The organism is uncultured Erythrobacter sp., assembly GCF_947499705.1.
GTDB lineage: Bacteria > Pseudomonadota > Alphaproteobacteria > Sphingomonadales > Sphingomonadaceae > Erythrobacter.
In genome coordinates, this window is the sequence record NZ_CANMPJ010000001.1 from 2678537 (window position 1) to 2704739 (window position 26203).

The following is a 26203-nucleotide window of genomic DNA, read 5'->3' on the forward strand; positions in this document are numbered from 1 at the left end:
GTGGCGCATCCGACGTTTCGATTCCAGTGCTCGCCAGGAGATATCGTCATTGCGAGCAACCGAAAGTTGCGCGGCAATCCAGGGCCCGACCATGGATTGCTTCGCTACGCTCGCAATGACGATGAGAATTATTCTCCTGGCTCATCATCTGTCTCGTATGCATCGCGACTTCTCCGTGCAGCACACGCGCTGCAATCTCGACACTCCGCCGCTTTTCGCTATTGCAGCATCCATGAGCTGGAACACATTCGGGCGCGTGCTGCGCTTTACCACTTGGGGAGAGAGTCACGGGCCGGGTCTTGGCGCGGTGCTGGACGGCTGCCCGCCGGGATTGTCGCTGACCACGAAAGACATCCAGCCCTTCATGGACGCGCGCAAGCCGGGTCAAAACAAGTTCACGACCCAGCGCAAGGAAGCCGATCTGGTCAAGATTCTGTCGGGTGTGTTCGAGGACACGACGACCGGTACGCCGATCCATCTGATGATCGAAAACACCGATCAGCGCTCGAAAGACTATTCGGAGATCGCGAAGTCCTATCGCCCGGGCCATGCCGACTACACCTATGACGCGAAATACGGCATCCGCGACTATCGCGGCGGCGGGCGCTCAAGCGCGCGCGAGACGGCAGCGCGGGTGGCGGCAGGCGCAGTCGCGCGGCTGATCATCCCCGAGGTAAAGATCACTGCCTATGTCTGCGAGCTCGGCGGCGATGCAATCGACCGCGACGCGATCGACCTGAAACAGATCGACCAGAACCCGTTCTTCTGCCCCGACAGCTGGGCGGCAAAGCGCTGGGAAGAGAAAGTCGACAAGGCACGCAAGGATGGCTCGTCCTTAGGCGCTGTGGTCGAATGCGTTGCCGAAGGCGTACCCGCCGGATGGGGAGCGCCTGTCTATGGCAAGCTCGACAGCGATCTCGCCGCTGCAATGATGACGATCAACGCGACCAAGGGCGTGGAAATCGGCGACGGGTTCGAAGCTGCACGGCTGACCGGCGAGCAGAACGCCGATGCGATGACACCGGGCGAGGATGGCAAGCCAATCTATGCCTCGAACCATGCTGGCGGAACAGCGGGCGGTATCTCAACCGGCCAGCCAGTGGTGTGCCGCGTCGCATTCAAGCCGACCTCTTCAATCCTGACTCCGGTGGACTCCATGACATCGGACGGCGAAGCGACGCAGGTCCGCACCAAAGGCCGTCATGACCCCTGCGTTGGCATCCGCGGCACGCCCGTAGTCGAGGCCATGATGGCGCTGGTATTGGCGGATCACAAACTGCTGCACCGCGCTCAAGTAGCGAAGCGGTAGCGCAAAAACGTCTCGCTCAGGTAGGGGAGCGATGGCGCAGACGACGCCCGATACAGGCAGGCGGATCCTATTGTTTGCTGGGCATGGCGACCGCGATGGCGTAGCGGTCATGTCCGCCGAACAGGACATTCCCAAATGAAGCAGCTGATCTATCGCTCGCAACCGTTCGGGTTCGACAATTCCATGCTCGCTGGGATTCTAATGCAGGCCCGGCGCAACAATCCTCGCAACGGCATCACCGGGGCGCTGATATGTAGGCAGGATATGTACATTCAGCTGATCGAAGGCCCCAACGACGCCATCGATGGCTTGTTTGCCCGTATCAGCGGCGATGACCGGCATACCAATGTGCAGGTCATGTTGTCAGAAGAGGTCGTGGAGCGGATGTTTCCCGATTGGGCGATGCTCGACGACGCGTTTCCCTCGATGACCTGGTCGCCGGAGGAAATCGCTGGCGGTGCGTTAGAAGACGCGACCACCGCCGCCAAGCGCGAAGTGTTTCAGCATGTGGCGAACAGGGCGGGCGAGCGCGCAACGGGCAGTGATTGAAGCGAGTGCAGACTGCACGCTAGACGAGGGATTGTCGCAATCGTCGATATCCTAAAGGTTCAGCGTTTGGAGCACGGTCTTGATACGCGCGACCACAGCAGCGTTTTTCTCCGGATCGAGCGCGTCCGGGTGCGGATCGCCAAAGTTTCCGCTGTCATTGTCGAAGTACCGGCCCGAGGCCGCGCGCCCAAACTCCGGCGCGGTCGCGGCGAGCGTCAGAATGTTCGCCCCGATAGAAAGGTCATTGCCTTGCATGCCGTAAGCTTCCTTCACCATCTTGCTGGCGAGAAATGACCCGGGATTGACCGCCACAACACTCGGCCCGGTATCGCCCCACTCCTCAGCAAGCTGGCGGCTCCACATGGTCAGCGCGAGCTTGCTTTGTGAGTAAGCCGCATTGTCCGTCAGCCTCTGGCGGCCTTCCAGCGCACCATTGGTGACGGGTGACTGCGCGGCCGAGGACAGATTGACGATCCGCCCTTCGGCACCCAGCAGCGGCGCGAGGGCACGCGCTAGGATGTAGGGTGCAATCGTATTGACTGCGAAGCGCGCATCCAGCCCCTCATCGGTCTTCGGGTTGGCCATGCGAAAGACCCCGGCATTGTTGATGAGCACATCAAGCGCTTCTTCTTGGGCCAGCACTTCGCGGGCGAACTCGGCTGTATCCGCCAGATCCGAAAGATCGGCGCGATAGGTGGCAACGCGGCCGTCTGCATGGATCGCTTCCAGGGCAGCGCGAACATGGTCCAGCTTTTCCTCGCTGCGGCCATGAAGGAGCAGATCATGCCCTTGCGCACGCAGCAGCTTGGCAGTTTCGAAACCGATGCCGTCAGTCGCGCCGGTGATGAGAATGTTCATTGTCATAACGGTGTGTCTCTTCGTTCTGAGAACTGTTTCAGAATGTGTTAGGCGACGTGATCGGGTGTGTCAGCGGTCGGTGCCTGATTGAACTGCGAAATTGGCGCGACACGTTTTGAGCTGGATTGCCCCTGTAAACGTCGAAACCACCCAATTGTTTCCGGGTGAGTTATCGGCAACAGAATTTGAATTCACGAAAAAATGACGGCGGCAGCTTTGCGACGAGCGATGGCTGCAAGGACCGTGGTCGATTTTCCTACATGTCGCGACACGGCTATCCAGCCACATCGCTCCTTCCCCTTGCCAACCCACAGTTCGCACCAAAGGAAGTAGATGATCGAAGCGTTTCGAGTTGGACAAGTGTCAACTTCGCCCAAAGTCCATTTTTGCTCGCTGTTACAAGGTCCTATCGAGCGATGGGCAGGCTGACAGGGTGTCAATTGTGTCAACTTCGCCAGACGTGCTCGCAGGGGGCGTTCGGCACAACACGCGCGCTTGTGCGTTATCAGATTGGATAGGTGCATCACACAGGCAGCAAAGGGGCCGTAAGTCTATGAATTTTCAGCCGCAAAACGACTTGGCAGACGCTGTCGTGCCTGCGGCTGACATGCACCCTATTGCCCCAATCGATGCGGGGGATCGCAAGACACAGATCGTTGTCGTCGGCGGCGGCGCGGGCGGTCTGGAGCTGGTGCGGAAACTGGGTGCGAAATACGGGCGCAAAAAGCACGACATCATTCTGGTCGACCAGAACCTCAGCCATATCTGGAAGCCATTGCTGCACGAGGTTGCGGCGGGGTCGCTCGACGCCAATCTCGATGAGGTCGGCTATCGCGGCCACTGTTACCGCTGGGGTTACCGTTTCTTCCAGGGTTCACTGGCGAGCATTGACCGCGAGGCCAAGACCATCACCCTTGCGCCGGTGCTCGACAAGGATGGCAGTGAGCTGATCTCCGATCACGTGATCCGCTATGACATTCTGGTGCTGGCGGTTGGTTCGGTGTCGAACGATTTCGGTGTACCCGGCGTCAGCGAGCACTGCATCTATCTTGATGCGCGCGACCAGGCCGACCGGTTCCGCACCAAGCTGCTCAATCACTGCCTGCGCGTCAGCCGCGCGATGAGCGCCGATCCCACAGCAGACGAGCGGGTGCGGATCGCGATTGTCGGCGGCGGAGCTACCGGTGTTGAGCTTGCAGCCGAGTTGTACAATGCAGCTGGCGCGCTGCGGCACTACGGTCTTGAGGTGTTCGACGAAAGCCGACTGGACGTGACCTTGCTCGAAGCCGGTCCGCGCATTCTCCCCGCCCTGCCCGAAAAGCTCTCCGATGCAGCGCGACAGGAGCTTGCGACGCTCGGCGTGGAAGTGAAAACCGAAACGCAGGTGATCAAGGCCGAGCGCGGGCGCTTGTTCACCCAGCGCGGTGAAGAGATCCGGGCCGATCTGATGGTCTGGGCAGCGGGCGTGAAAGGCGCGGATTTTCTCGCCGAGCTTGGCCTGGAAACCAATCCGCGCAATCAGATTGTTGTCACCGACACACTGCAAAGTGTGACCGACGAAGACATCTTCGCGCTGGGCGATTGCTGTTCGTACATTCCCGAAGGCGGGCAATCGCCAATCCCGCCCCGCGCGCAGGCCGCGCACCAGATGGCGGACACCGTCTTCACCAACATCAAGCGCAAGCAAAAGGGCAAACGGCTCAAACCCTTCGTCTACACCGATAACGGCTCGCTGATTTCGCTCAGCCGTTTCTCAACCGTGGGTAGCCTGATGGGCAATCTAGTCGGCGGAGCGATGGCGGTGGAGGGGCGTATGGCGCGGTTCATCTACACCTCGCTCTATCGCATGCATTTGCTGGCAATCCACGGCTGGATCAAGGGTATCGGTCTGATGATCATTGGCCGGGTGAATCGGATCGTTAGGCCAAAGTTGAAACTGCACTGAGCAGGCGCAGCGAAATTCGGTGGGCACCGGAACGACTTCAAGGGCCCCGCATTTGATTCATTGAAAATTTCGATCTTCGCAATCGCACAAATCGTCTTTTTTGCACTGCAGCATTTCCTATGTGGGCAGCATCAAATTCACATCTTTCAAAACCATCCAATAAAGGGGTAATTCAACCATGGGTATCATCGGTTCAACCATTCAGCCGTTCAAAGCCACTGCATTCAAGGCGGGCGAAGATTTCTTCGACGTCACCGAAGCCGACATTGCCGGCAAGTGGGCAGTGTTCTTCTTCTATCCGGCCGACTTCACCTTCGTCTGCCCGACGGAGCTCGAAGACATGGGCGAAAAGTACGACATGCTTCAGAGCATGGGCGTGGAAGTCTATGCCGTCAGCACCGACACGCATTTCAGCCACAAGGCATGGCACGACAGCTCCGACAAGATCGGCAAGCTGCAGTTCCCGTTCCTTGGCGACCAGATGCACACGCTCTCCAACCAGTTTGGCGTGCTGCGTGAAGGCGTCGGCCTCGCTGACCGCGCAACCTTCGTCGTCGATCCCGATGGCGTCATCCAGATCATGGAAATCACGTGCGAAGGTGTGGGCCGCAACGCCAACGAACTGACGCGCAAGATCAAGGCTGCACAATATGTGCGTGCCAACCCTGGTCAGGTCTGCCCAGCGGCGTGGGAAGAAGGCAGCGACACGCTGGCTCCTTCGCTCGACCTCGTCGGCAAAATCTAAGCACCACTACTGACTGAACTGCGGCGCCGCGCTCTCATCTGGCGCGGCGCCGTCGCTGACTTTAAGACTTACGGAACACCCAATGCTCGACACAAACATGCAGACCCAGCTCAAACAATATCTCGCCAATCTGCGCGAGCCGATCGAGCTTGTTGCGTCTTTGGATGAGAGCGAGAAGTCGGCGCAGACCCGCGAGCTGCTGACCGAGATTGCGGCGCTGCACGACATGGTGAGCGCGAGCTTCGACGGCACCGATACGCGCAAGCCGAGCTTCATCATTCGCCGCGCGAGCGATGCGGATAAGTGGGTGCGCTTTGCGGGCCTGCCGATGGGTCACGAGTTTACATCGCTTGTACTCGCGCTGCTGTGGGCCGGTGGTCATCCGCCGAAAGTCGACGCCGACCTGATCGAACAGGTCCGCGCGCTCGAAGGCGACTACGAGTTTGAGATGTATTTCTCGCTGAGCTGTCACAATTGCCCCGACGTGGTGCAGGCGCTGACACTGATGGCGTTTGAAAACACGCATATCACTGCCACGCTTATCGAAGGCGGCGCCTTTCAGACTGAGGTCGAAGATCGCGGCGTGCTCGCAGTCCCGGCGACCTTCCTCAACGGTGAAAGCTTCTACAACGGCAAGATGGAACTCGCTGAGATCCTGTCGAAGCTCGATAGCGGCGCAGACGAAAAGGCGGCTGAGAAGATCAGTGCCAAGGATCCGTTTGAAGTGCTGGTGATCGGCGGCGGTCCTGCTGGCGCGGCATCGGCAATCTACACCGCGCGCAAGGGCTTCCGCACCGGCATCGCCGCCGAACGGTTCGGCGGGCAATTGCAGGATACGCTCGGGATCGAAAACCTTCCCGGCACCAGCTATACTGAGGGACCGAAGCTGTCCGACGATCTGAAAAAGCAGGTCATCGACAACGAAATCGACCTGATTGACCTGGCGCGTGCGACCCAGCTCAAGCCCGCGAGCGAAGCGGGCGGAATGCACGAAGTGACCTTTGCCAACGGCGCGGTGCTCAAGGCGCGCTCCCTGATCCTGTCGACCGGCGCACGCTGGCGCAATCTCGGCGTTCCGGGCGAGGCGGAGTACCGCAATAAGGGCGTGGCCTACTGCCCGCACTGCGACGGCCCGCTGTTCAAGGGTAAGCGTATCGCCGTGATCGGCGGAGGCAATTCCGGCGTCGAGGCGGCAATCGACCTGGCTAAAATCGTCGGACATGTGACGCTGATCGAATATGACGAAAAGCTGCGCGCCGACGAAGTGCTGCAACGCAAACTCCGTTCTATGCGAAATGTCGAAATCGTGACCAGCGGTCAGACCACCGAAATCCTCGGGGATGGCACGCGCTGTAACGGCCTCGTTCTCAAGGATCGCATGAGCGGTGACGAGCGCCGGATCGAACTCGAAGGCGTGTTCGTTCAGATCGGGCTTGTGCCGAACACCGAATGGCTCGCCGATACCGGTCTCGAACTGTCGCAATATGGCGAAATCGTCGTCGACGAGCACGGCGCAACCAATCTGCCGGGCATTTATGCGGCGGGTGATGCGACCACGGTTCCTGACAAGCAAATCGTAGTGGCGATGGGTCAAGGCGCAACGGCAGGACTTGGCGCGTTCGACTATCTCATCCGGAACGAGCCGGTCGAAGATATTGCGCAGGCCGCGTAAGCTTTCTGCGCGCTGAAGCGTCCGTTCAATGCTGGCAAAGCGCCTGTGTGCTAAGGCATTGGGCATGATCAGGAAACTCGCCGCCCTCACCGTCGCTGCCGCCGCTTGCACTGCCACGGCGCTCACCGCCATGCCACCCGCCAGCGACTGGGAAATCGGCCCGTGGGCGAGGGGCAAGAATTATTCGGTGAACATGCCAGCCACGCCTAGCGCTGGCCGCGATGGCACGCTTGTGGTTGACTTCCCGCGCGCCGGTCGCGGCGAATGGGATGCCCTGACCACCGGGATCTATCCGCTCAAGGATTTTGAACGCGTCACCGTCCGCTATCGCATCGACGCCTCCCCCGGAACACGCTTTGTCGCGGTCGAAGACCCCAAGACCGCCCCTACGATCTCGCTCTATTTTCAGCGCGCCCGCGACAATTGGACGGCGAAAGGGAAATACGCCTCCTATCGCTGGTACGCGCCCAAACACACGCTGATGCCGATCACCCCGGGCGAGCACACGATCTCGATCCGCTTCGATGATCGCTGGACCAATGTCGCGCACCGTCCGAACACGGAGCATGCGCGCGCCTACAATGCTGCGCTTGCCAAAACCGCGCGCTTTGGCTTCGCTTTCGGTACGCCATTGCTCCGCAGCCACGGCGTTGCGGCAACCGGCCAGGCCAGCTTCACGTTACTTTCGGTCGAGTTCGAATAGACTGAAGAACCGCACTTCGGCGTCACTCCCCACTGATCTAGTCCATCAATCAATCAACGCATATTAATCGATTGGACTGATCACAGCACATCCATCATTCTCCTGCCATCAAACTCGGATATTCCGAGTCTCATCAAGAGTTTTCGATTGAGAGGAGAACACCCCATGGATGTAAAAACTGGAGATATGAGTGGCTGTCCGTTCCACGGAGATGCCGGTCAACGCGGTCTATTTGGTCGCACCAATCGCGATTGGTGGCCAGAGGCGACACAACTCGACATCCTGACCGAAGGTGGTCGCAGCGCAAATCCATTGGGTGAAAGCTTCGACTATGCCGAAGCCTTCAACGCCATCGACTACACCGCGCTGAAAGCGGATATCACCGCACTCATGACCGATAGTCAGGACTGGTGGCCCGCCGATTACGGCCATTACGGTCCATTCTTCATCCGCATGGCATGGCACGCGGCTGGCACGTACCGCACCGGCGATGGCCGCGGCGGCGCTGGCAGCGGTCAGCAACGCTTCGCCCCGCTCAACAGCTGGCCGGATAACGGCAACCTCGACAAAGCGCGCCGCCTGCTGTGGCCGATCAAGCAGAAATACGGCAAGCACATCAGCTGGGCCGATCTATTCATCCTCACCGGCAATGTCGCGATTGAAAGCATGGGCGGCCCAGTCTTTGGATTTGGCGGCGGACGTGCCGACGTGTTCGAGCCCGAGAGCGTCTATTGGGGCACGGAAGAGCAATGGGTGAACGAAGGCGTCGCAACCCGCATCCGTCCGGATGACGGTGCCGCTCTTGAGAACCCACTCGCTGCGATCCAGATGGGTCTGATCTACGTCAATCCAGAAGGCCCCGGCGGCGATCCCGACCCGCTCGCCAGCGGCCGCGACATGCGCGAAACTTTTGCGCGCATGGCCATGAATGACGAGGAAACCGTCGCTCTGACTGCAGGCGGCCACGCCTTCGGCAAGGCTCACGGCGCGGCACCTACGGATACGTTTGGTGACTCACCCGAAAGCGAAACACTTGAGCTGCAAGGCTTTGGTTGGCTCAACGACGCCGAAGAGATTGCGGCAGGCAACATCACCACGTCGGGGATCGAAGGCAGCTGGTCGAACAACCCGACTTCGTGGAGCCACGACTATTTCCGCCTGCTGTTCAAATACGACTACGAACTGACGGAAAGCCCGGCTGGCGCGAAGATGTGGACTCCGGTCAATCCCGATCCGGAAGACATGGCGCCCGATGCACGCGATCCTTCAAAGAAGGTTCCGACCATGATGACCACCGCCGACATGGCGCTGAAAATGGACCCGGATTACCGCGTGATCTCCGAGCGCTTCCTCAACAACCCTGAGCAGCTCGACGACGCATTCGCACGCGCATGGTTCAAACTGTGTCACCGCGATATGGGTCCAAAGATCCGCTACATGGGTCCGGAAGTTCCCGAAGAAGACCTGATCTGGATGGATCCGGTCCCTGCTGGCACTGCGCCATCTGCTGAAGCAGTCGACGCTTTCAAGGAAGCGATCCTCGCCAGCGGTCTGACCGTCAGTGAGCTGGTCAAGGCGGCATGGGCTTCGGCTTCGACCTACCGCAATTCGGACCACCGTGGCGGTGCCAACGGTGCCCGCGTCCGCCTCGCTCCGCAAAAGGACTGGGCTGCGAACGATCCGGACGAGCTGGGCAAGGTGCTCGCGAAGATCGACGAGCTGCGCGGCGATATGTCGATGGCCGATGCCATCGTGCTGGCTGGTTCGGCAGCGGTCGGCCATGCGGCACGCAAGGCAGGCTTCGACGTCACCGTCCCATTCACGGGCGGGCGCGGCGATGCCACCGACGAGCACACCGATCACGCCAGCTTTGAACCGCTGGAGCCGTTTGCCGATGGTTTCCGCAATTACCTGAAGACCAAAGCCGACGTGAAGACCGAGGAAATGCTGATCGACCGTGCACACCTGCTCGGCCTGTCGATTTCCGAGATGGCGGTCTTAGTCGGCGGCTTGCGCGCTCTTGGTGCAGTAAGCGGAAACTCGGCTCTCGGTGTACTCACCGATCGTCCGGGCACGCTGACGCCGGACTTCTTCACCAACCTCCTCGACATGAGCACCAAATGGGCTCCGGTCGATGGTTCGGGCGATGAGGAATATGTCGGAACCGACCGCAAGACCGGCGAAGAAAAGTACCGCGCGACCCGCGCCGACCTGATCTTCGGTTCGCACTCACAGCTGCGCGCTCAGGCAGAGCACTACGCCGAAAACGGCAACGAAGCGCAGTTCGTGGGCGACTTCATTGCCGCATGGAACAAGGTGATGAACGCCGACCGCTTCGATGTGACCCACGCGAAATACCACGCGTAAGGCTCACTCAGCTTGATCCGGCCGCCCCCCTTGGCCGGATCGCATAAAGGCCCTCGGCAGCAATGCCGGGGGCCCTTTTTCATGCCGAACGAAAAAAGGGCCGCGAAACCAATCCGCAGCCCTTTCTGTTTTCAGGAGCGGTCCAAAGGACCGAACACGGAAGCCTACTTCTTCTTCGGCTTCTTGTTCGCCTTCTTGAACATCTCTTTGTCATAGGTTTCCGGCGCAGGAGCCGTTTCCGCTTCGACACCCGCTGCGATTTCTTCCTCGGTCAGGAACCTGATCGCAAAGCCCAGCGCGCGGGTCTTGCCCCAGCTATCGAGGCTGACCTTGCTTTCGCCATAGGTCACATTGACCACCGCATCTGCGCCCATCTTCTCGCCGCGCTCCCAGACCTCATTGTAGATCTTCTGCTGCGATGGCTCTTTGCTGAAGATCGTGGCCTTGCGCACACCGGCGGACACCGGTCCGACGATGGTGTACGGTTTGTCAGTGATGTCATACGGGAAAACGGGGACACCCATTTCCTCGTTCACGACCGCATATTCGTCGTGATCGTCCGCCAATACCGGCATGGCTGGCACACTGAGCGAAGCCGCAACAAACGCGGCGGTAATAATCCTGGATTTCAAAACGACCCCCCAATTCTGTCAAAACGACGGTTGTATAATTCTTGGATTTCTCGGTAGTGTCAATTCCCTAAGGCGCGTCTCTGAGGGGGGAGGCGCCGTGTAATGCACGGGGGGCGCATGATTTCAGGACTGATATTGGCTTTGGCTCTGCAGGCAGCTGAGGCCCCGATTGAACAACAGCCAGCCGAGCCGGAAGCCGAGATTGCGGCGAGCGGCGCACTTGAAACCGCCGAGCCTGCTGCAACGGATATGTCGGAACCGGCCCCATTCGCAGTTGCGGAAGCGGTGCCAATCGTAGCCGAGCCTGTTCCGGATATTCCGCGCGACACACCCATACGGCTGATGGTGCTGAACGAAGTTTCGACCAAGGACCATGATCCGGGTCACAAATTCAAGCTGCGCGTCGACAAACCGGTTCTGGTCGATGGAAATGAAGTGATACCGGTCGGCACTATTGCCTGGGGCGAATTGTTGACCGCGAAGAAGAGCGGCAATGTCGGCAAAAGCGGCAAGCTCTCCGCCCGTTTGCTCTATGTCGACCTCGATGGCCGCGAGATTCCGATCGATGGAGAAACAACGGCGGATGGCAAGTCGGGCAAAGGCGAAACCATCCTCGGCGTGCTCAGCGTCGGAGTGCTGGGCCTGTTCGCCAAGGGTAACAATGCCAAGCTTAAGGCGGGCGAGAGGATCACCGCCTTTGTCGCTGAAGATGTGATGCTTGATGATGCGCCTTCCACTGAAAGTTAGTCGAGCGTTGTCCTCCGCCGCTTTCGCGCTTGCGGCCCTAGGCGCGCCTCTCGCAGCGCAAACTGAGACGAAGTCAGCTGCCGAAGCAGCTGACGCCTCGGGGCCAACCCTGCGCGGCAATACGCTTATCTTGCCTGCCCAAACCCGGTTGGCGTTTGTCGTTGCCGAGGAAGTGTCCAGCAAGAAGGCGCGCAAGGGCGATCTGATCGCGCTGACGCTGAGAGATGATCTGGTTTTCAATGGAACTCTGATCGTTCCGGCAGGCGCGCCGGCGATTGGGGAGATTACTCGAGCCAACAAGAAAGGCTGGATGGGCGAAGGCGGGCGGCTCGCAGCGCGGATGCTCTACTTCGACTTTGAGAGCGGTCCGGTGCGGATTTCGGGGCCGTTGGGCGGCACGGGCGACGATCAGACCGAATTGGCCACGCTAACAGTGTTGGCGACCGGGGGACTGGTTCCATTCGTCACCGGAAAGAGTGCGGTGATCGCCGAGGGTACCGAGCTGTCTGCCGTGCTTGACCGCGAAGCGCGCATTCCATTTATCGCGCCACCTGTCTCCGACTAAATCCTGCCGCTAGATCCAACCCGCGTCGCGCAGCTCGCTGACCTGCGCGCGTGCGACCGGGGCTTCGATTTCGCGCGCCAGCTTTAGCCGCACATTGCGGCCTTCGCGGATCACATCTTCTACCGCCCCGCGCGCCACCCACCAGCTGCGATGAACCTGACGCCCCTCGATCCCGCCCAGTTCGGCAATCGCGTCGCGCAGCCGCATCAGCACCAATTCCGACCCCAGTGCCGTGTGGACGCGGACGTAGTGATCCTCCATCTCGAGCGCGATCACATCGCTGCCCAAGGCTGGCGGGAGCCGGTCGACTAGGCGCGGTCCGCTCGGTTCCGGCTCAGCCGGTACGGAAGCGGGTGCCTCAGTAGTCTCTGCTTCAGGTGCCAACTCACTACCAGTCGAAGTCTTGCTGGCTTCGATCATGTAGAAAAACGCAGTGATCCCGCCGCCGACCAGGAAGACGTAGAAATAGGACACAAGCCCTTGTTCCAGTGTGGGCAGCGGGACCGGATTGGGAAAGAACCCGATCGACCAAACGATCGCGGTCATCGGGATGGTCGCAAGGGCGACCCCCACCACCCAAAGCGCCGGTCGTGGTAATTCGAGCGCGACATAGAGCCGATCAACCACCCAATTCATCGGGCTGTATACAGCGTAGCCAACCCAGGCAAAAACCACCCAGCTGACGAGGCGATAGGCCAATGGCTGCTGGAAAGTGCCGAACGGACCGATAAAGGCGAGCACCACGCCGATCACGGTCATGATCGAAAGGTCGATCACGATCTTGCGGGCGACACGATTGGTCGGAGGGGCAGTTCCAGCACTCATCGCGCCATTCCTGACTGCCCATTCGCGCTTCGTAAAGTGGCAAAGCGCCGGAAATCCGCGCTTTTCGAGGCGTCAAACCGACACTTCACGCAGCAACAAGCCCAACCGCGCAGTCCCGATTGCCGGTGAGCGGGTACGCGGCATTGTGGCTTCAGCAAACACGCCAATCGCACCTTGGAGACGCAACATGCTCAACCTCGCACAATCCCTTCCGCTTCCGTTTCTCGCCAGCAGCAACAGCAAACCGAAAGCCCGGAACGCCTTTGATCTGACGCCCCCGATGCGCGCAATTGTTGGACTGGCAGCCACCGCCATGTCTCTCGCAGTAGCTTACGCCGTCACTCGCGGATTGCTGGGCATTGCCCCTGATCATGCCGCAACCCGGCACCTCGCGGTCGTGATCCACGTTGCAACCGTTATCCCGGCCATCCCACTCGGCGGGTTCCTGTTGCTGGCTCCGAAGGGCACGCCGATGCACAAGCAGCTCGGCAAGTTCTGGGTCGCTTTGATGGTGACAACGGCGCTCTCGGCAATCTTCATCAAGACCAGCGGCAGCTTCAGCTTCATTCACATCTTTATACCGATGACGCTGTGGGCTTCGTACAAGCTGATCGCGACGGCACGCCGCGGCGATATGAAAGGCCACAAGAAAGAGATCCTCAGCCTTTATCTCGGTGCACTTATGATCCCGGGCATTGTGAGCATGGCCCTGCCGGGTCGTCTCATGAATGTCTGGCTGTTTGGGTGAGCGGGTGCGACGGCTTCGCCCAACAGGACGGCGGCGTTGGCCAGATGGTCAGCGCCGCCGTTTCAGCACGAGATAGAGCGCGCCCTCGCCCCCGTGCCGCTGGTGCGCTTTGCGGACGGCGGCGACGGCATCTGCATGATGACTGGCCGCGATCCAGTCGAGCAGTTTGGCTCGGATCGCTCCGCGCTTGGAAGCCCGGTCCGCCGGATCGACCGGACGCTCGCGCCCGGCAATCACCAGCACAACCCGCGCGTCCATGGCTCTCGCCTGATCAAGGCCGGTTGTGATCCGGCTATAGGCGCTGTCGAGCGTGTGGCCGTGAAGGTCGAGAGTGTAGTCAGGGGCGATCTGGCCCGCTTTGAGCTTGCGGTTCCAGTGCGAGTCGAGCTCTGACGAAAAGGCAGGGCGGGGTATCGATCGCATTGCCATGGGCTTGTTCGAGCCGGGAACGGGCTTGGGCCGTTTCGGAGCCAGTGGCTTAGTGTTGGCCTTCACAAGCGCTTTGGGCTGGTCCGCATTCGGCAGCCCGGGCCTTGTGCGCCCTTCAAGCGGCGTGACGCTTTGCGCAAGCTTTGCCCATGCCGATTGTTCTTCGGGGCTCAGCCCGCGCGGAATGCTCATTGGTCTGCGGAGTTCAGCCGCTCAACGGTGCCCTTTGGCAGAAGCACCAGTGCATCCCCGCGTCCGCTCATCCCCCCGGCGATCTCACGCGCCTGCGTGCCAGCACCCCAGAACGTGTCGAAACGGTTCGCGCCCTTGATCGCGCCGCCGACATCCTGCGCGATCCACAATCCATCGGCCTCATTGCGGTCCAGATCGAGCCATACGGGCGCGCCGAGCGGCACAAAACGCGGATCGGTCGCCACAGAGCTTTCCGGACGGACCGGCACGCCGAGCGCGCCAAGCGGTCCATCGCCGGTCAATTCGCGGAAGAAAATCCAGCTCTTGTTGAGCCGCATCAGGTCGCGACCTTCCGCCGGGTTCTCGCGGATATAGGCCATGATGCCCTGCATCGATCCGGGATATTGCCCCGGCCCATCGCCGAGCAGCCCGCGTTCGCGCATCACTCCGCCGATGCCGGTATAGCCGCGCCCGTTCTGCCCGGCATAACCGATGCGGATCACTTCGCCTTCGGGAGTGCGCAGGCGGCCCGAGCCCTGAATCTGCAGGAAGAAGAACTCCACCGGATCAGCAGCATAGGCGATCACGGGGACCCGGCCTTCCAGCACGCCTTCCTCGATTTCGGTCCGGTCGTAGTAGCGCACGAACTCGCCCGCTTCGTTGACCCGGCCAAGCGGTTGGCGTCCGGTGCGCTCGGCCTGCGGCACGTCGGCGGGCCAGCCGCGGTTCAGATCGCTGGGCAAGACATAGACGGGGACTTCAAAACCCGGGCGGCGCGTGCGGCTCCCGGCGATCTCCGGTTCGAAATATCCGGTCGCGAAGGCATTGCCATCGCCGATGCGGGCGGTCTCGAAATTACCCGTGAAAAACTCGCGGCCATTGTCCGAAGGCCATCCGGAGGCGAGATCGCAAACCCGTCGCCAATTGGCGAAACCGTTTAGCCCGCTTTGGTCATCGCGCCTGAGCAGCTGTGGGCAGGATTCATTGAAACTCGCCAGAGCCGAATTGGCATCGCGTGCGCTCATGCCGAGTGACCGCACATTGGGGCCCAGGCTTACGCCCGCCATCGCCGCAGACGTGGCGGAAGAATTAGTCGGGGGCGTTGAAACAGACCCACCCGGAGGCGCTGATTTCGGGATGATGGTGCAACCGGCCAGCGACAGCATTGCTGCCAGAGCCAGCCCGGCTCGCCATGTCAATTTGGGGTGAGGTGCGGTGTCGGAACCCGGCGCGCCCAGCCGAATGACATCAGGCGCGCGGTGCAGACCCCACAGCAAGGCTCAACCTTCGTCGGTTTCGTCTAGCACCCAGTTCGGATCGCGGTCGATGACATTGCGCGAGAATGTCCAGACGTCGCGGCTTTCGATCGCATCGTCGAGCGAACCGGCGATGACGTTGCCGTCCTTGTCGCGCGTTACAGCCGCGATATCGGCCACAAACAGCACGGCAATCCGGGCCAGCTTGCCATCGAGCGATGCCGAGTGGATGCGGGTTTCTTCAATGCGGACCAGCGAATTGTCGAGCTTCTCGCCCGCCTCTTCGCGCGCGGTGATTGCGCCGTCGAAGCCTTCGTAGACATCATCGTCGCACAGTTCACGCAGCGTTTCGCGGTCACCATTCCAGAATGCTTCGAGCACCATTTCATAGGCGCCCTTTGCACCTTCGAGGAAGGCGGCGAGATCGAACTTGCTGTCAGCGCTGGCAATCTCGCGGATACCGCGTTCCACGGCTGGCATCATGCCATCCATCTGAACCACACGGGCTGGCGCTGCGGGTACAGCTGGCTGCGGCGCAGCGGGCGGCATGCTGTTTTCCTCTGGCCGTTGAGGAACCGATTCCTCTTCGTGCTCAGCGCGGCGGCCAAGCACCGAATAGAGCCGCAATCCGAGGAAAGCGGCGACCATGGCGAGAAGAATGATTTCTAACATTCGATATTATTCCGATAAATCCTGCGGCTTGCGCCTGTTCGGCGCGCAAACCTTGGCACCCTTACGTGCCTTAAATAGGCTCTAAATACAATTGGACAACGACCTTTCGGTTCCACTTTGTGCCTTTTTGGCCGTGTTTCGTCCGGTTGCGAGCACGCTTTGCGCCTGCTAGGCGCGCCGCCGATACTTATCACGCGCTTCGATGAATGAAGTGCGAATTCCCGTACCCTGAAAATCGAAAGACGAAATCACATGGCCGAAGAAGGCGACGTTCTCACCGATCTCAACAACAACGCTGCTGCTGGCAATGGTGCCGACACCCAGCCCGCCGCCGGGATCATCACGCAATATGTGAAGGATATGTCGGTCGAGAACCCGAACGCGCCCGATTCCTATCAGTGGCAGGAACAGCCCAAGATGGACGTGCAGTTCAACATCGGTGCGGAGCCGATCAGCAACGAAGTCACCGAAGTGACGCTGAAAATGAACATCAACGCCTCGACTGAGCAGGGCACGATCTACATCGTCGAGCTCGATTATTGCGGCCTTGTCGGCATTCGCAACATTCCCGAAGATCAAGCGCACGCCTTCCTGTTTGCCGAAGCGCCGCGCATACTGTTCCCCTTCGCTCGCCGCGTCGTCGCCGATGCCGTTCGCGATGCCGGGTTCCCGCCGCTGATGGTCGATCCGGTCGATTTCAACGGCCTCTACGTGCAGCAATTGCAGGCCAAGCGCGCCCAGGAAGAGGCTGGGGGTGGCGACACTCCGGCGACCGGCGGTGACGCGTAACCACGACGCAATGCGGGCCTAGAATATGAGCCTGCTCAAGAATGTTGGGACCATTGGCGGGCTGACCATGCTCAGCCGCATCGCCGGGATGGCGCGCGAGATGATTTTCTCGCGCGTGCTCGGCGCGAATGCGGTGACCGATGCGTGGTTTCAGGCCTTCATCATCCCGAATGTGTTCCGCCGCCTGTTTGCCGAAGGCGCGTTTTCGGCTGCCTTTGTGCCGATGTTTTCGAAACGGCTGCACGGGCACGAAGACGATCCGGAAAAGGGGCTGGAGGAAGCCCGCAGTTTCAGCGCCGACGTGCTGAGCGTGTTCTTGCCGGTGCTGATCGCGCTGGTGGCGGTGTTCGAAATCGCCATGCCCGGCGTGATTTGGCTGCTTTCGGAAAAGCCGGTCGATCCGCAGACTTACCCACTCGCGGTCGATTTCGCGCGGATCATGTTCCCCTACATTGTCCTGGTGAGCCTGGTGACTCTGTTCACTGGCATGCTCAATTCGGTGTCGCGATTCGCGCCGGGAGCAAGCTTCCCAATCATCCTCAATCTGGTGCTGATCGCGGCCTTGCTCGCAGGCGAATGGTTCGCCGCCAATACCGGGGCGAGTGTTGAGCAGATCGCATACGGCATTGCGTGGGCGGTCACCGGAGCAGGCGTAATGCAGCTCGCGTGGCTGTATTACTGGACGCGGGTCGAGGGGTTCCGGCCAAAACTGCTGTGGCCGCGCATCACGCCCGAAGTGAAGCGACTCTCGATCATCGCCCTGCCCGCAGCGATTGGCGGCGGCGCTTATCAGATCAACACGCTGGTCCAGCTCTACTTCCTCAACCAGCTTGAAGACGGATCGGTCAGCTACATGAATTATGCTGACCGGCTAAACCAGTTGCCGCTCGGCATCATCGGCATCGCGCTGTCGACCGCGATCCTTCCAACTCTGTCGAAGTTCGTGGGCAGCGAGAACAAGGAAGGCGCGGACCGGATTCAATCCGATGCGATTGAGCTCGCAATGCTGCTGACGATCCCGGCTGCGGTAGCGCTCGCCATCTGCGCGACGCCGTTTGTCACGATGATCTTTCAAGGTGGCCGGTTCGCGCTCGACGATGCGGCGGCGACCGGCAATGTGCTCGCGGCACTCGTGATGGGCCTGCCCGCCTATGTGCTGGTCAAGGTGCTCGTGCCCAATTTCTACGCCCGCGCCGATACGAAAACGCCGGTGGTGGCCGCGTTTATCTCGCTCGGCGTGTTCATCGCCTTCAACATCGCCCTGCTCGATACTTACGGTGTGATCGGCGTCGCCTATGCCAGCGTGATCGGGGCATGGATCAATGTCACTTTCCTGCTGATCGTGCTCGCCCAGCGCGGATTCTATCGTATCCCAGCCGCGCTGGTGCTCAGGATCGCGCGTCAGGCTCTCGCTGCTGCGGCGATGGGCGCGGCCTTGTTCTACACGCGCGATCTGCTGACCGACTGGTTCGCCGCCGGTCTGTTCGCCCGGCTCGGAGCTCTACTCGCGCTCGTCGCGGCAGCCGCCATCGTCTATTTCAGTGTAGCCTTTGCGGTCGGAGCCATCGACCGTCAGCGCATCGCGACGCTAACTCGCAAGCAATCCGTGACGCCCGAAACGCCTTCAGACGATCTTGCCAGCTAGATCGGATGAAACTAGACCCGCTCGATATGGCTATGAAATTCTCTCTACGTTCAGCCCCACTGCGCTTCGCAGTGCGCGGGCGGGCGGCCTGGCGATGGCAGACGCGCTCCTGATTAGCGCCCTTTTCAAGGCCGAAACGGCCAGACCCACGCATTCAAGAAGAGAATTTCCATGAGAGTTGTTTCGGGCATTCAGCCCACCGGAAAGCCGCATCTCGGCAATTACCTCGGCGCGATCGTCAACTATGTGAAGCTGCAAGACGAAGCCCAGGCCGCAGGCGGCGATTGTTTCATCTTCCTTGCCGATCTCCATGCAATTTCGCTGCCGCATGACCCGGCGGATTTGACGACCAACACCCGCGAGATGGTCGCCACTTTGGTTGCGTGCGGCGTCGATCCGGCGAAGACCGTGCTCTTCAATCAGGCGCAGGTCCCCGCCCATGCCGAATTGCAATGGCTGCTCAACGGCACCGCGCGGATGGGCTGGCTGAACCGCATGACGCAGTGGAAGGACAAGGCGGGCAAGAACCGCGAAGGCCAGTCGATCGCGCTGTTCACCTATCCAGTGCTGCAGGCTGCAGATGTGCTGCTCTACAACGCAACCCACGTTCCGGTGGGCGAGGACCAGAAACAGCATCTGGAGCTGGCCCGCGACATCGCGCAGAAATTCAACAATGATTTCTGTCCCGAGGATGCGCCGCTCTTCACCCTGCCAGAACCCTACATCCCGCCCGCCGCCGCGAGGATCATGAGCCTGCGAGATGGCTCGGCGAAGATGAGCAAGTCCGACCCTTCCGAGATGAGCCGGATCAGCCTGACCGACGACGCGGACACGATCATGAAGAAGGTCAAAAAGGCCAAGACCGACCCCGAACCGCTGCCAAGCGAGGAGAAGGGTCTAGAGGGCCGTGCCGAGGCGAAGAACCTCGTCGGCATCTACGGCGCGCTGACCGGCAAGAACGTCAATGAAGTGCTCGCCGAACACGGCGGCCAAGGCTTCGGTGCGTTCAAACCCGCTCTGGGCGAAGCCCTGGTCGAAACGCTCGCCCCGATCAACGCCCGCTTCCTCGAACTGAAAGACGATCAGGAAGCGCTCGACGCAATCCTGGCCCGCGGCGCAGCGCAAGCCCGCGAGCACGGGCTACCAACGCTGGACGCGGCGTATAGGGCGCTGGGGCTGGTCCGAGGGTAATCCACGTTCAATGGGTGTTCAGACCCGTTGATCTAAGCCCTGTGTCACAGTGACGAGATGACGTTTGGTCAGATTGTCCGGTCCGTGCCGCATGCCTTGCGGCCATACCTAGCGGATGGGGCATTCACGCGAGGGGTACGCACGAAGTCGCTGGCTAACTGACAAAGGGTATGCCATGACTAGTCCTCTAATGAATACACGCAAAAACCTTGGACGTATTGCGCTTCCGCTGGCGCTTGCTGCGGGCCTTGCCGCCTGCGCGCCATCGTTCAAAGCCGACGTATCGCGGTTCGCGAGCACGCTTCCGGCGCCGCAAGGTCAGACCTTCGCGGTGGTTGCTGAAGATCCAAAGCTCGCGGGCGGGCTCGAATTCGCGCTCTACGCCGACATGGTCGAGGCTGAGATGGCCAAGCTGGGCTACAGCGAAGCATCGCCCGAAACAGCCAATCTGTTGGTTCGCTTCGATTACGGGGTCGATAACGGACGCGAACGCGTGCGTACGACAGGCAATGGTTTCAATGATCCGTTCTATCGCGGCTTTGGCCGGTTTGGCGGATTTGGCTTCCGCCGCAGCTATGCCTTCGGGTTTTACGATCCGTTCCTGGCTGGGCCAGAAGTGCGCAGCTACACGGTCTATACCAGCGACATCGATCTGAAGATCGACTCAGCAAGCACCGGCGAACGTTTGTTCGAAGGTAAGGCTCAGGCCGTGTCGCGGACCAATCGTTTGCAGCAAATCGTGCCCAATCTGGTCGATGCCATGTTCACGGATTTCCCGGGCAATTCCGGCGAAACCTTGCGCATCACGATAAAATCGGATGAAAAGATTGTGAAACGGACGGATTAGGGTCGAGTAGGAGCAATCCACCCTTGGATGGGACGGAAAGGCGGCGCAAGGGATCAGCGCCGCCTTTTTGCGTTCTGGCTCGGTTAAGCGAACCCGGCCTATCAACACATGGACCGACATGATCGTTAAGCGCTTTCATATTCTCAGAAATACGTTCTCGCTCACCGCGGTTGCCGGGTTCATAGCGCTTGCGCCATCCGGAGCGACTGCGCAAAGCCGCCAGAGCGAAGACGTCTTCGTCGATCTCGGCCGCTGGATGATCGTTCAACAGCCAGAATCGCGATCCTGCGAACTTCGCCTGACATCCGGTGTTTCCGGCAGTCTGGTTTTCACCAAATACCAAGGCAGGACCGGCGCACTCAGGCTGGACGGTCCCGGCAGAGGCTTCACCAATGGCGGCGAAATTGCCTGGGCCTTCGATGACACCCGGTTTGGCGGACAATTGCTCGGCGGACGCACCTATGCCCCTTCGAGCGACAGCTCCGCGATCGAACAGCAGTTCCGGCAAGCCAAATTTTTGACAGTCATCGATAGCGGCCAGATCGTTGCGCGAGTCTCGCTGAAAACAAGCTCGGCGGCGTTCCGCTTGCTCAACCAATGCGCCGAGCAATGGCGCTATGGCACCCAGACATTCGAGCCTGCGCGCACGGCCTCGATTACGCGCCGACCGGAAGCGCCCGTGCCGCAGACGCGCGCGCTGCCCCAACCGCGAACGCAGCCCGCAGCTCAGCCACAGCCACAACAACCGGCGAGGGCTAGCTTTCAGCCAACCGGGCGTTTCCCACCAAACCGCGTCGTCAAACCGATCAATCCCGGCGGCTGGGTTCGCCCGGATGATTTTCGCAGACTCAATCAGCGGCAATTCGGAAATGGTACGCTGCGCTTTACGCTGGCCGTAAACAGCCGAGGCCGCGCAGAAGAGTGCATCGTCAACACCTCAAGCGGATCACGCGATTTCGATTCGAGAGCATGCAGGACGTTGCAGAAGCGAGCCCGCTTTGAGCCAGCGACCAACGCAAATGGCGATGTGACGACATCGACGTACAGCTCGACGGTGAGGGTCGCGGTCGAGTGATGAACGCCAGCTCGCCTCCACGGCGGGCTATAGTTTTTCGTGACCGCCAGTTGAACCGAACCCGCCCGCACCGCGTTCGGTCGCGTCGAGTTCTTCGACCTCGGACCAGGCCGCCTGCACAACAGGTGCGAGCACCAATTGCGCGACGCGGTCTCCACGCGCGATTGCGAACGGTTCACTCCCGTGATTGATCATGATGACCTTAAGCTCGCCGCGATAATCGCTGTCGATCGTGCCCGGCGTATTGGGCACGGTGATGCCATGTTTGAGCGCGAGGCCCGAACGCGGACGCACCTGAATCTCGTATCCCTGCGGTATCGCTAGCGCGAGGCCGGTTGCGACCGGATAGCGCGCACCGGGTTCGAGCGTCACATCTTCGGCCGCGACAACATCCATTCCCGCCGCACCGCTGGTTGCATAGGCTGGCAAGGGCAGATCTTCGCCGTGCGGTAGGCGCTTCACTTCAACGCCGACAGAAGCGCTCACTCTGCGGCCTCGGCTTTAAGGCTCGCGGCGATCCGTTCTGCGATCGCCAGTGCCACAGCGCGCTTTGGCATCTTCTGCAGGCTTTCGACGCCATCACCGCTGACAATGTGGATGGTGTTTTCGTCGCCGCCCATGACATCGCCCGACACATCGTTGGCGATGATCCAATCCGCCGCCTTGCGCTTACGCTTGACGGTGGCGTTCTCGATAACCTGCTCGGTCTCCGCAGCGAAGCCGACCACCAGTTCAGGCCGATTCGAGCCGCCTGCAATGTTGGTGAGGATGTCGGGATTTTCGGTCAGCAGCAGCGCGGGCGGCGCCGAGCCGCGCTTCTTCAGCTTTTCCGGTTCGTACATTTTCGGACGCCAATCGGCGACCGCTGCGACCATCACTGCGACATCGGCAGGCAGCGCCTTCTTGACCGCCGCATTCATCTGTTCAGCGGACTCGACATCGATGCGGTTCACCCCGCCCGGCGTCTTGAGCGAGACAGGACCTGCAACCAGAGTAACGTCCGCGCCAAGTGCAGCGGCGGCGGCGGCAATTGCAAAGCCCTGTTTGCCGCTCGAACGGTTGGCGATGTAGCGCACCGGATCGAGCGCTTCCCAAGTCGGCCCGGCAGTAATCAGCACATGCCGGCCCTTGAGCGGTTGGTAATCCTTCGAAATGCCAAAACCCTGACCGCCGAGCGCGTCTTCCTCGATTTCCTCGACGGAACCGCGCGGCTTTGGTTTGTCCAGCTCCGGCCTCGGCGCGGACCGACGCTCATCGAATTCGTGATTGATGGCATCGGGGTCCATCGGCGGCGCGGAGGCTGCATCGCCCTTGCTCGCAAGCAGCGGACCTTCGAGGTCAGGGTTGAATTCGATCTCTTCCTCTTCGGCAACTTCATCGGCTGCCGCTTCGCAGTCCTCTGCGACCTCGTCCGCTTCCGTCGTCTCCTCAGCACTGGCCGCAGCTTCTTCCGCTTCAAGGTATTCGGCTTCGATCTCTTCGTGCGTCCGCTTGGCCGTCGAGCGCGGGATGATCTTCGACAGCAAACCGCCCAGCCCGCCTTTGCTCTCTACCTCGGGTTCGGGCTCGAGTGCTTCTACTTCGATCTCAGCTTCGTCGGCGGTTTCCTCCGCAACTTCGACCTGATCGTTTGCAGCGACCACCGGCTCGGGCTCTTGGACTTCGATCCCGAAATGCGCGGCGATTTCGCGCCAGATTGCTTCGGGCTCCGGCAAACGGCCATAACCGAACTCGCCGCAGGCCATCGGGCCTTCATCAGGGTGCAGCACCTTGACGCCATTCGCGTTCAGCTGCTCGACGTTGCGCTTGGTCGCCTCATGCTCCCACATCCGCACATTCATCGCCGGAACCGCCATCACCGGTTTGTCAGTGGCGAGGATCAGCGTGGTCGCAAGATCATCCGCGATACCTTCGGCCATCTTCGCCATCAAATCCGCCGTTGCGGGGCACACGACAATTAGGTCGGCCTCTCGCGAAAGCTGGATATGGCCCATTTCGGCCTCGTTCTTGAGGTCGAACAGGCTGGTGTAAACCTGGTTTTCGCTCAGCGCGGCGAGCGACATCGGAGTGACGAATTGCTGCCCGCCTTTGGTCACCACGCAGGTTACATCGCCACCGCCCTTGCGGATCAACCGCACGAGTTCGCACGATTTGTAGGCAGCGATACCGCCGCCAACGACCAACAGGATTTTCGGCCCAGCCTTACTCACCGGCATTCCTCCACCAGCGAGCCGACATGCAGGACATCCCAGCGGCTCATGTGTTCCTCAACTCCCTTGCAGCACCATTACAACGGGATACGTCGCACAGAGCCTAGCGGCCTCGCGCGTTTCCGCCAAGTGCCTGCGCAGTCATGGAGATGCTTGGTTAAGATTGCGCTTAAATCGGGTGGGTGACGAATGGTCGAATTGGGTTGAGCGCCACACACAAAGCGGGGCATAGTCACCGCGAGGGTTGAGGCGAAGGGGATTGGCGATGGTGATGTTGGTGCGGACAGTGCTGCTGGTCGGCGGATTGCTGTTCATCCTGATCGGCGCGTCATTCCTGCTCGATCCCGCTGGCCAAGGCGGCGATTTCGGCCTGACGCCAAAGGGTAATCAGGGCCTCTCCACCATCCGCGCCGATTTCACGGCCTATTTCTGGGTCGCGGGCGGAGCGATGGTGATCGGCGCATGGAAGCGCAAAGGCGACCTGCTGCTGGTGGCTGCCGCGCTGATGGGGATCACATTTGTAGCACGCGGGCTGAGCCTTGCGCTCGACGGGTTCTATCCGGGATGGATGATGCCGATGGCAGTCGAAGCCTCCACCGTCATCATCGCATTATTTGGCAGCCGCGTGTTGCCGCATGCCGCTTTGGTGCCGGATCAGGCAGATACGCTCTAGAGCCAGCCAAGCCATGTGAGCGCGAAGATCGTTCCCGCACCCGCCAGCCCAGCAACAATATAGCCGAGCCATCCGCCGCCGGAGCCTTCCTTGCGGTCAGTCATCAGCTTTATCTCTGGCAATGGCTGTTGTTCGGGCGCGCCGCCTTTTGGCGGGAACTTTTCTTCCAGCCGCCGGATCAGGCCGGGCAAGCGGAACAGGGTCTCGGTGTCCTCTTTGATCCGGTCGGCTACGGCCGCTTCCGGGCCGAGCTCATCGCGGATCCAGCTGCGGACATACGGCGCGGCGGTGTCCCACATGTTGATCTCGGGATTGAGCTGCGTCGCGATCCCTTCGACCATCACCATCGTCTTTTGCAGCAGCAGCAAATGCGGCTGTGTCTGCATGTCGAAATCGCGGGTGATCGCGAACAGACCGTCGAGCATCTGGCCGACGCTCAGTTCCTTCACCGGCTTGCCGCGCATCGGCTCACCCACAGCGCGAAGAGCTGTCGCGAATTCGCCGACCGAGTGGTAGCTCGGCACATATTGCGCCTCGAAGTGGATCTCGGCAACGCGTTTGTAATTGCCGGTCGTCAGGCCGTAGAGAATTTCTGCGAGCCATTGCCGCGCTTGGCGGTCGATCCGCCCCATGATCCCGAAATCGATCGCGACGATCGTGCCGTCATCTTCGACGAACAGATTCCCCTGATGCATATCCGCATGGAAGAAACCCGCGCTGATCGCCTGCGTGAGGAATGAGATCACCAGCTTTTCGGCGATGGCATTGAGATCGTGCCCTCGCGCGATCAACTCGTCGCGATTGCTGATCTTTACCCCGTCGATCCACTCGATGGTGAGCACGCGGCCATTGGTCCGGTCCCAGTCAATCTCTGGAATGCGATAACCGCCGACGCCCGACATCTCTTCGGCGAGTTCGGATGCCGACGCGGCCTCTCGCCGCAGGTCGAGCTCGGAATTGGTCCAGCGCTTGAAATTGGCAATCGTCGCGCGCGGACGCAGTCTTGTCGCCTCAGCGCCCATCGCTTCGACATGCGCAGCGGCCCATTCATATGTGGCGATGTCACGCGCGAACTTCTCGCGGATACCGGGGCGCAGGACCTTGATCGCAACGCTGCGCCCATCCGTCGTCACGGCCTTGTGCACCTGCGCAATCGAGGCCGCGCCGACCGGATCGGGATCGATCTCGGAGAACAGCGTATCGAGCGGCTGCGCGAAGCTCGATGCGATTGAGGCCTCGATCTCCTTGAACGGGACCGGCGGCAAGTTGTCCTGCAGGCTCAGCAGATTGGTCGCCGCTTCCTCGCCGACCAAATCCGGACGTGTCGCGAGCGATTGGCCAAGCTTGATCGCAGCAGGCCCGATGGCTCGGAATGCTCCGGCGTAATCTGGCTCCTTGCCTTTACCGGTCAGCGTCACCCAGCGGGCCAGCTTGACCAGCCGTTTGACCGGCGTGGGCGCATTGGGATCATTCTCGATCCCCACAAGCGCGCGGCGACGCGCCAGCGTGGTGCCCCAACGTGCGAGGCGGGTCAGGTGGACTACCGGCGACGTCACGCT

General features: G+C 60.7%; 25 protein-coding genes. 16 read left to right on the forward strand and 9 right to left on the reverse strand.

Annotated elements, in window-relative coordinates:
- Positions 1–232 precede the first annotated feature (232 nt).
- Positions 233–1309, forward strand: coding sequence for a chorismate synthase (gene aroC, locus Q0837_RS12575; RefSeq protein ID WP_298469910.1), 1077 nt, complete (start codon positions 233–235; stop codon positions 1307–1309).
- A 135-nt stretch (positions 1310–1444) separates the two neighbouring features.
- Positions 1445–1858: a BLUF domain-containing protein gene (locus Q0837_RS12580; RefSeq protein ID WP_298469598.1), complete on the forward strand. Its 414-nt coding sequence runs from the start codon at positions 1445–1447 to the stop codon at positions 1856–1858.
- Between the two features lie 51 nt (positions 1859–1909).
- Here the strand turns inward: Q0837_RS12580 and Q0837_RS12585 are convergent, their stop codons facing one another.
- Positions 1910–2722, reverse strand: a complete 813-nt coding sequence (locus Q0837_RS12585) for an SDR family NAD(P)-dependent oxidoreductase (RefSeq protein WP_298469600.1) — start codon at positions 2720–2722, stop codon at positions 1910–1912.
- A gap of 601 nt (positions 2723–3323) precedes the next feature.
- Between Q0837_RS12585 and Q0837_RS12590 the strand changes: the two genes are divergently transcribed.
- The 5 genes from Q0837_RS12590 (at position 3324) to katG (ending at position 10148) form a co-directional block, all read left to right on the forward strand.
- Positions 3324–4661 (forward strand): NAD(P)/FAD-dependent oxidoreductase, encoded by a 1338-nt coding sequence (locus tag Q0837_RS12590; protein ID WP_298469911.1) that lies wholly within the window; start codon positions 3324–3326, stop codon positions 4659–4661.
- Positions 4662–4839: 178 nt separating this feature from the next.
- The gene (ahpC, locus tag Q0837_RS12595; RefSeq protein WP_298469602.1) at positions 4840–5406 is read left to right on the forward strand and encodes an alkyl hydroperoxide reductase subunit C; all 567 of its coding nucleotides are present in this window, start codon (positions 4840–4842) and stop codon (positions 5404–5406) included.
- 82 nt (positions 5407–5488) lie between these two features.
- A complete protein-coding gene (gene ahpF, locus Q0837_RS12600) occupies positions 5489–7078 on the forward strand; it encodes an alkyl hydroperoxide reductase subunit F (RefSeq protein WP_298469605.1) in 1590 nt (529 codons plus the stop codon).
- A gap of 64 nt (positions 7079–7142) precedes the next feature.
- Complete coding sequence (locus Q0837_RS12605; RefSeq protein ID WP_298469608.1) at positions 7143–7781, forward strand: hypothetical protein; 639 nt, start codon at positions 7143–7145, stop codon at positions 7779–7781.
- Between the two features lie 165 nt (positions 7782–7946).
- Positions 7947–10148, forward strand: a complete 2202-nt coding sequence (katG, locus tag Q0837_RS12610) for a catalase/peroxidase HPI (protein WP_298469610.1) — start codon at positions 7947–7949, stop codon at positions 10146–10148.
- A 164-nt stretch (positions 10149–10312) separates the two neighbouring features.
- On the opposite strand, the gene Q0837_RS12615 is transcribed toward katG, so the two are convergent.
- A complete protein-coding gene (locus Q0837_RS12615) occupies positions 10313–10780 on the reverse strand; it encodes a hypothetical protein (RefSeq protein ID WP_298469612.1) in 468 nt (155 codons plus the stop codon).
- Positions 10781–10882: 102 nt separating this feature from the next.
- Between Q0837_RS12615 and Q0837_RS12620 the strand changes: the two genes are divergently transcribed.
- The gene (locus Q0837_RS12620; protein WP_298469614.1) at positions 10883–11527 is read left to right on the forward strand and encodes a hypothetical protein; all 645 of its coding nucleotides are present in this window, start codon (positions 10883–10885) and stop codon (positions 11525–11527) included.
- A gap of 7 nt (positions 11528–11534) precedes the next feature.
- Positions 11535–12092 carry a hypothetical protein gene (locus Q0837_RS12625; protein WP_298469616.1) on the forward strand — a complete coding sequence of 186 codons (558 nt, stop codon included), beginning with the start codon at positions 11535–11537 and terminating at the stop codon, positions 12090–12092.
- 9 nt (positions 12093–12101) lie between these two features.
- On the opposite strand, the gene Q0837_RS12630 is transcribed toward Q0837_RS12625, so the two are convergent.
- Positions 12102–12917 carry a LytTR family DNA-binding domain-containing protein gene (locus tag Q0837_RS12630; RefSeq protein WP_298469618.1) on the reverse strand — a complete coding sequence of 272 codons (816 nt, stop codon included), beginning with the start codon at positions 12915–12917 and terminating at the stop codon, positions 12102–12104.
- A 187-nt stretch (positions 12918–13104) separates the two neighbouring features.
- Between Q0837_RS12630 and Q0837_RS12635 the strand changes: the two genes are divergently transcribed.
- Positions 13105–13665 carry a DUF2306 domain-containing protein gene (locus Q0837_RS12635; RefSeq protein ID WP_298469623.1) on the forward strand — a complete coding sequence of 187 codons (561 nt, stop codon included), beginning with the start codon at positions 13105–13107 and terminating at the stop codon, positions 13663–13665.
- Between the two features lie 48 nt (positions 13666–13713).
- Here the strand turns inward: Q0837_RS12635 and Q0837_RS12640 are convergent, their stop codons facing one another.
- From Q0837_RS12640 to Q0837_RS12650, 3 genes are all read right to left on the reverse strand, one after another.
- Entirely contained in the window at positions 13714–14286 is a 573-nt protein-coding gene (locus tag Q0837_RS12640; RefSeq protein ID WP_298469625.1) for a Smr/MutS family protein, read from the reverse strand.
- Positions 14283–15452 (reverse strand): murein transglycosylase A, encoded by a 1170-nt coding sequence (locus Q0837_RS12645; protein ID WP_298469913.1) that lies wholly within the window; start codon positions 15450–15452, stop codon positions 14283–14285. Before Q0837_RS12645 ends, Q0837_RS12640 begins: the two co-directional genes overlap by 4 nt.
- Positions 15453–15566: 114 nt before the next feature.
- The gene (locus Q0837_RS12650) at positions 15567–16214 is read right to left on the reverse strand and encodes a Tim44/TimA family putative adaptor protein (protein WP_298469628.1); all 648 of its coding nucleotides are present in this window, start codon (positions 16212–16214) and stop codon (positions 15567–15569) included.
- A 252-nt stretch (positions 16215–16466) separates the two neighbouring features.
- Here Q0837_RS12650 and secB point away from each other — a divergent pair, with 252 nt between their 5' ends.
- The 5 genes from secB (at position 16467) to Q0837_RS12675 (ending at position 21761) form a co-directional block, all read left to right on the forward strand.
- Positions 16467–17003: a protein-export chaperone SecB gene (gene secB / locus Q0837_RS12655; RefSeq protein ID WP_298469630.1), complete on the forward strand. Its 537-nt coding sequence runs from the start codon at positions 16467–16469 to the stop codon at positions 17001–17003.
- Positions 17004–17028: 25 nt separating this feature from the next.
- Positions 17029–18648 carry a murein biosynthesis integral membrane protein MurJ gene (gene murJ / locus Q0837_RS12660; protein ID WP_298469633.1) on the forward strand — a complete coding sequence of 540 codons (1620 nt, stop codon included), beginning with the start codon at positions 17029–17031 and terminating at the stop codon, positions 18646–18648.
- A 171-nt stretch (positions 18649–18819) separates the two neighbouring features.
- Positions 18820–19839, forward strand: coding sequence for a tryptophan--tRNA ligase (gene trpS / locus Q0837_RS12665; protein WP_298469636.1), 1020 nt, complete (start codon positions 18820–18822; stop codon positions 19837–19839).
- Between the two features lie 190 nt (positions 19840–20029).
- The gene (locus Q0837_RS12670; protein ID WP_298469639.1) at positions 20030–20686 is read left to right on the forward strand and encodes a DUF4136 domain-containing protein; all 657 of its coding nucleotides are present in this window, start codon (positions 20030–20032) and stop codon (positions 20684–20686) included.
- Positions 20687–20804: 118 nt separating this feature from the next.
- A complete protein-coding gene (locus tag Q0837_RS12675) occupies positions 20805–21761 on the forward strand; it encodes an energy transducer TonB (protein ID WP_298469642.1) in 957 nt (318 codons plus the stop codon).
- Between the two features lie 27 nt (positions 21762–21788).
- Here the strand turns inward: Q0837_RS12675 and dut are convergent, their stop codons facing one another.
- Positions 21789–22247: a dUTP diphosphatase gene (dut, locus tag Q0837_RS12680; protein ID WP_298469643.1), complete on the reverse strand. Its 459-nt coding sequence runs from the start codon at positions 22245–22247 to the stop codon at positions 21789–21791.
- Positions 22244–23971 carry a phosphopantothenate--cysteine ligase family flavoprotein gene (locus Q0837_RS12685; protein WP_298469646.1) on the reverse strand — a complete coding sequence of 576 codons (1728 nt, stop codon included), beginning with the start codon at positions 23969–23971 and terminating at the stop codon, positions 22244–22246. The genes dut and Q0837_RS12685 overlap by 4 nt, the downstream gene beginning before the upstream one ends.
- 265 nt (positions 23972–24236) lie before the next feature.
- On the opposite strand from Q0837_RS12685, the gene Q0837_RS12690 reads away from it, so the two are divergent.
- Positions 24237–24644, forward strand: a complete 408-nt coding sequence (locus Q0837_RS12690) for a hypothetical protein (protein WP_298469649.1) — start codon at positions 24237–24239, stop codon at positions 24642–24644.
- Here the strand turns inward: Q0837_RS12690 and ubiB are convergent.
- Positions 24641–26200: a 2-polyprenylphenol 6-hydroxylase gene (gene ubiB / locus Q0837_RS12695; protein ID WP_298469651.1), complete on the reverse strand. Its 1560-nt coding sequence runs from the start codon at positions 26198–26200 to the stop codon at positions 24641–24643. The genes Q0837_RS12690 and ubiB overlap by 4 nt on opposite strands.
- Positions 26201–26203 lie beyond the last annotated feature (3 nt).

Bases quoted from the DNA above. Each gene is read 5' to 3' on its own strand.
- Q0837_RS12635 (WP_298469623.1), top strand. From the start codon at position 13,105: ATGCTCAACCTCGCACAATCCCTTCCGCTTCCGTTTCTCGCCAGCAGC.
- ahpF (WP_298469605.1), top strand. From the start codon at position 5,489: ATGCTCGACACAAACATGCAGACCCAGCTCAAACAATATCTCGCCAAT.
- Q0837_RS12640 (WP_298469625.1), bottom strand. From the start codon at position 14,286: ATGAGCATTCCGCGCGGGCTGAGCCCCGAAGAACAATCGGCATGGGCA.
- Q0837_RS12645 (WP_298469913.1), bottom strand. From the start codon at position 15,452: ATGCTGTCGCTGGCCGGTTGCACCATCATCCCGAAATCAGCGCCTCCG.
- Q0837_RS12670 (WP_298469639.1), top strand. From the start codon at position 20,030: ATGAATACACGCAAAAACCTTGGACGTATTGCGCTTCCGCTGGCGCTT.
- Q0837_RS12580 (WP_298469598.1), top strand. From the start codon at position 1,445: ATGAAGCAGCTGATCTATCGCTCGCAACCGTTCGGGTTCGACAATTCC.
- Q0837_RS12590 (WP_298469911.1), top strand. From the start codon at position 3,324: ATGCACCCTATTGCCCCAATCGATGCGGGGGATCGCAAGACACAGATC.
- Q0837_RS12675 (WP_298469642.1), top strand. From the start codon at position 20,805: ATGATCGTTAAGCGCTTTCATATTCTCAGAAATACGTTCTCGCTCACC.
- Q0837_RS12585 (WP_298469600.1), bottom strand. From the start codon at position 2,722: ATGACAATGAACATTCTCATCACCGGCGCGACTGACGGCATCGGTTTC.
- Q0837_RS12650 (WP_298469628.1), bottom strand. From the start codon at position 16,214: ATGTTAGAAATCATTCTTCTCGCCATGGTCGCCGCTTTCCTCGGATTG.
- ahpC (WP_298469602.1), top strand. From the start codon at position 4,840: ATGGGTATCATCGGTTCAACCATTCAGCCGTTCAAAGCCACTGCATTC.
- Q0837_RS12605 (WP_298469608.1), top strand. From the start codon at position 7,143: ATGATCAGGAAACTCGCCGCCCTCACCGTCGCTGCCGCCGCTTGCACT.
- trpS (WP_298469636.1), top strand. From the start codon at position 18,820: ATGAGAGTTGTTTCGGGCATTCAGCCCACCGGAAAGCCGCATCTCGGC.
- aroC (WP_298469910.1), top strand. From the start codon at position 233: ATGAGCTGGAACACATTCGGGCGCGTGCTGCGCTTTACCACTTGGGGA.
- secB (WP_298469630.1), top strand. From the start codon at position 16,467: ATGGCCGAAGAAGGCGACGTTCTCACCGATCTCAACAACAACGCTGCT.
- Q0837_RS12690 (WP_298469649.1), top strand. From the start codon at position 24,237: ATGGTGATGTTGGTGCGGACAGTGCTGCTGGTCGGCGGATTGCTGTTC.
- katG (WP_298469610.1), top strand. From the start codon at position 7,947: ATGGATGTAAAAACTGGAGATATGAGTGGCTGTCCGTTCCACGGAGAT.
- Q0837_RS12620 (WP_298469614.1), top strand. From the start codon at position 10,883: ATGCACGGGGGGCGCATGATTTCAGGACTGATATTGGCTTTGGCTCTG.
- Q0837_RS12630 (WP_298469618.1), bottom strand. From the start codon at position 12,917: ATGAGTGCTGGAACTGCCCCTCCGACCAATCGTGTCGCCCGCAAGATC.
- murJ (WP_298469633.1), top strand. From the start codon at position 17,029: ATGAGCCTGCTCAAGAATGTTGGGACCATTGGCGGGCTGACCATGCTC.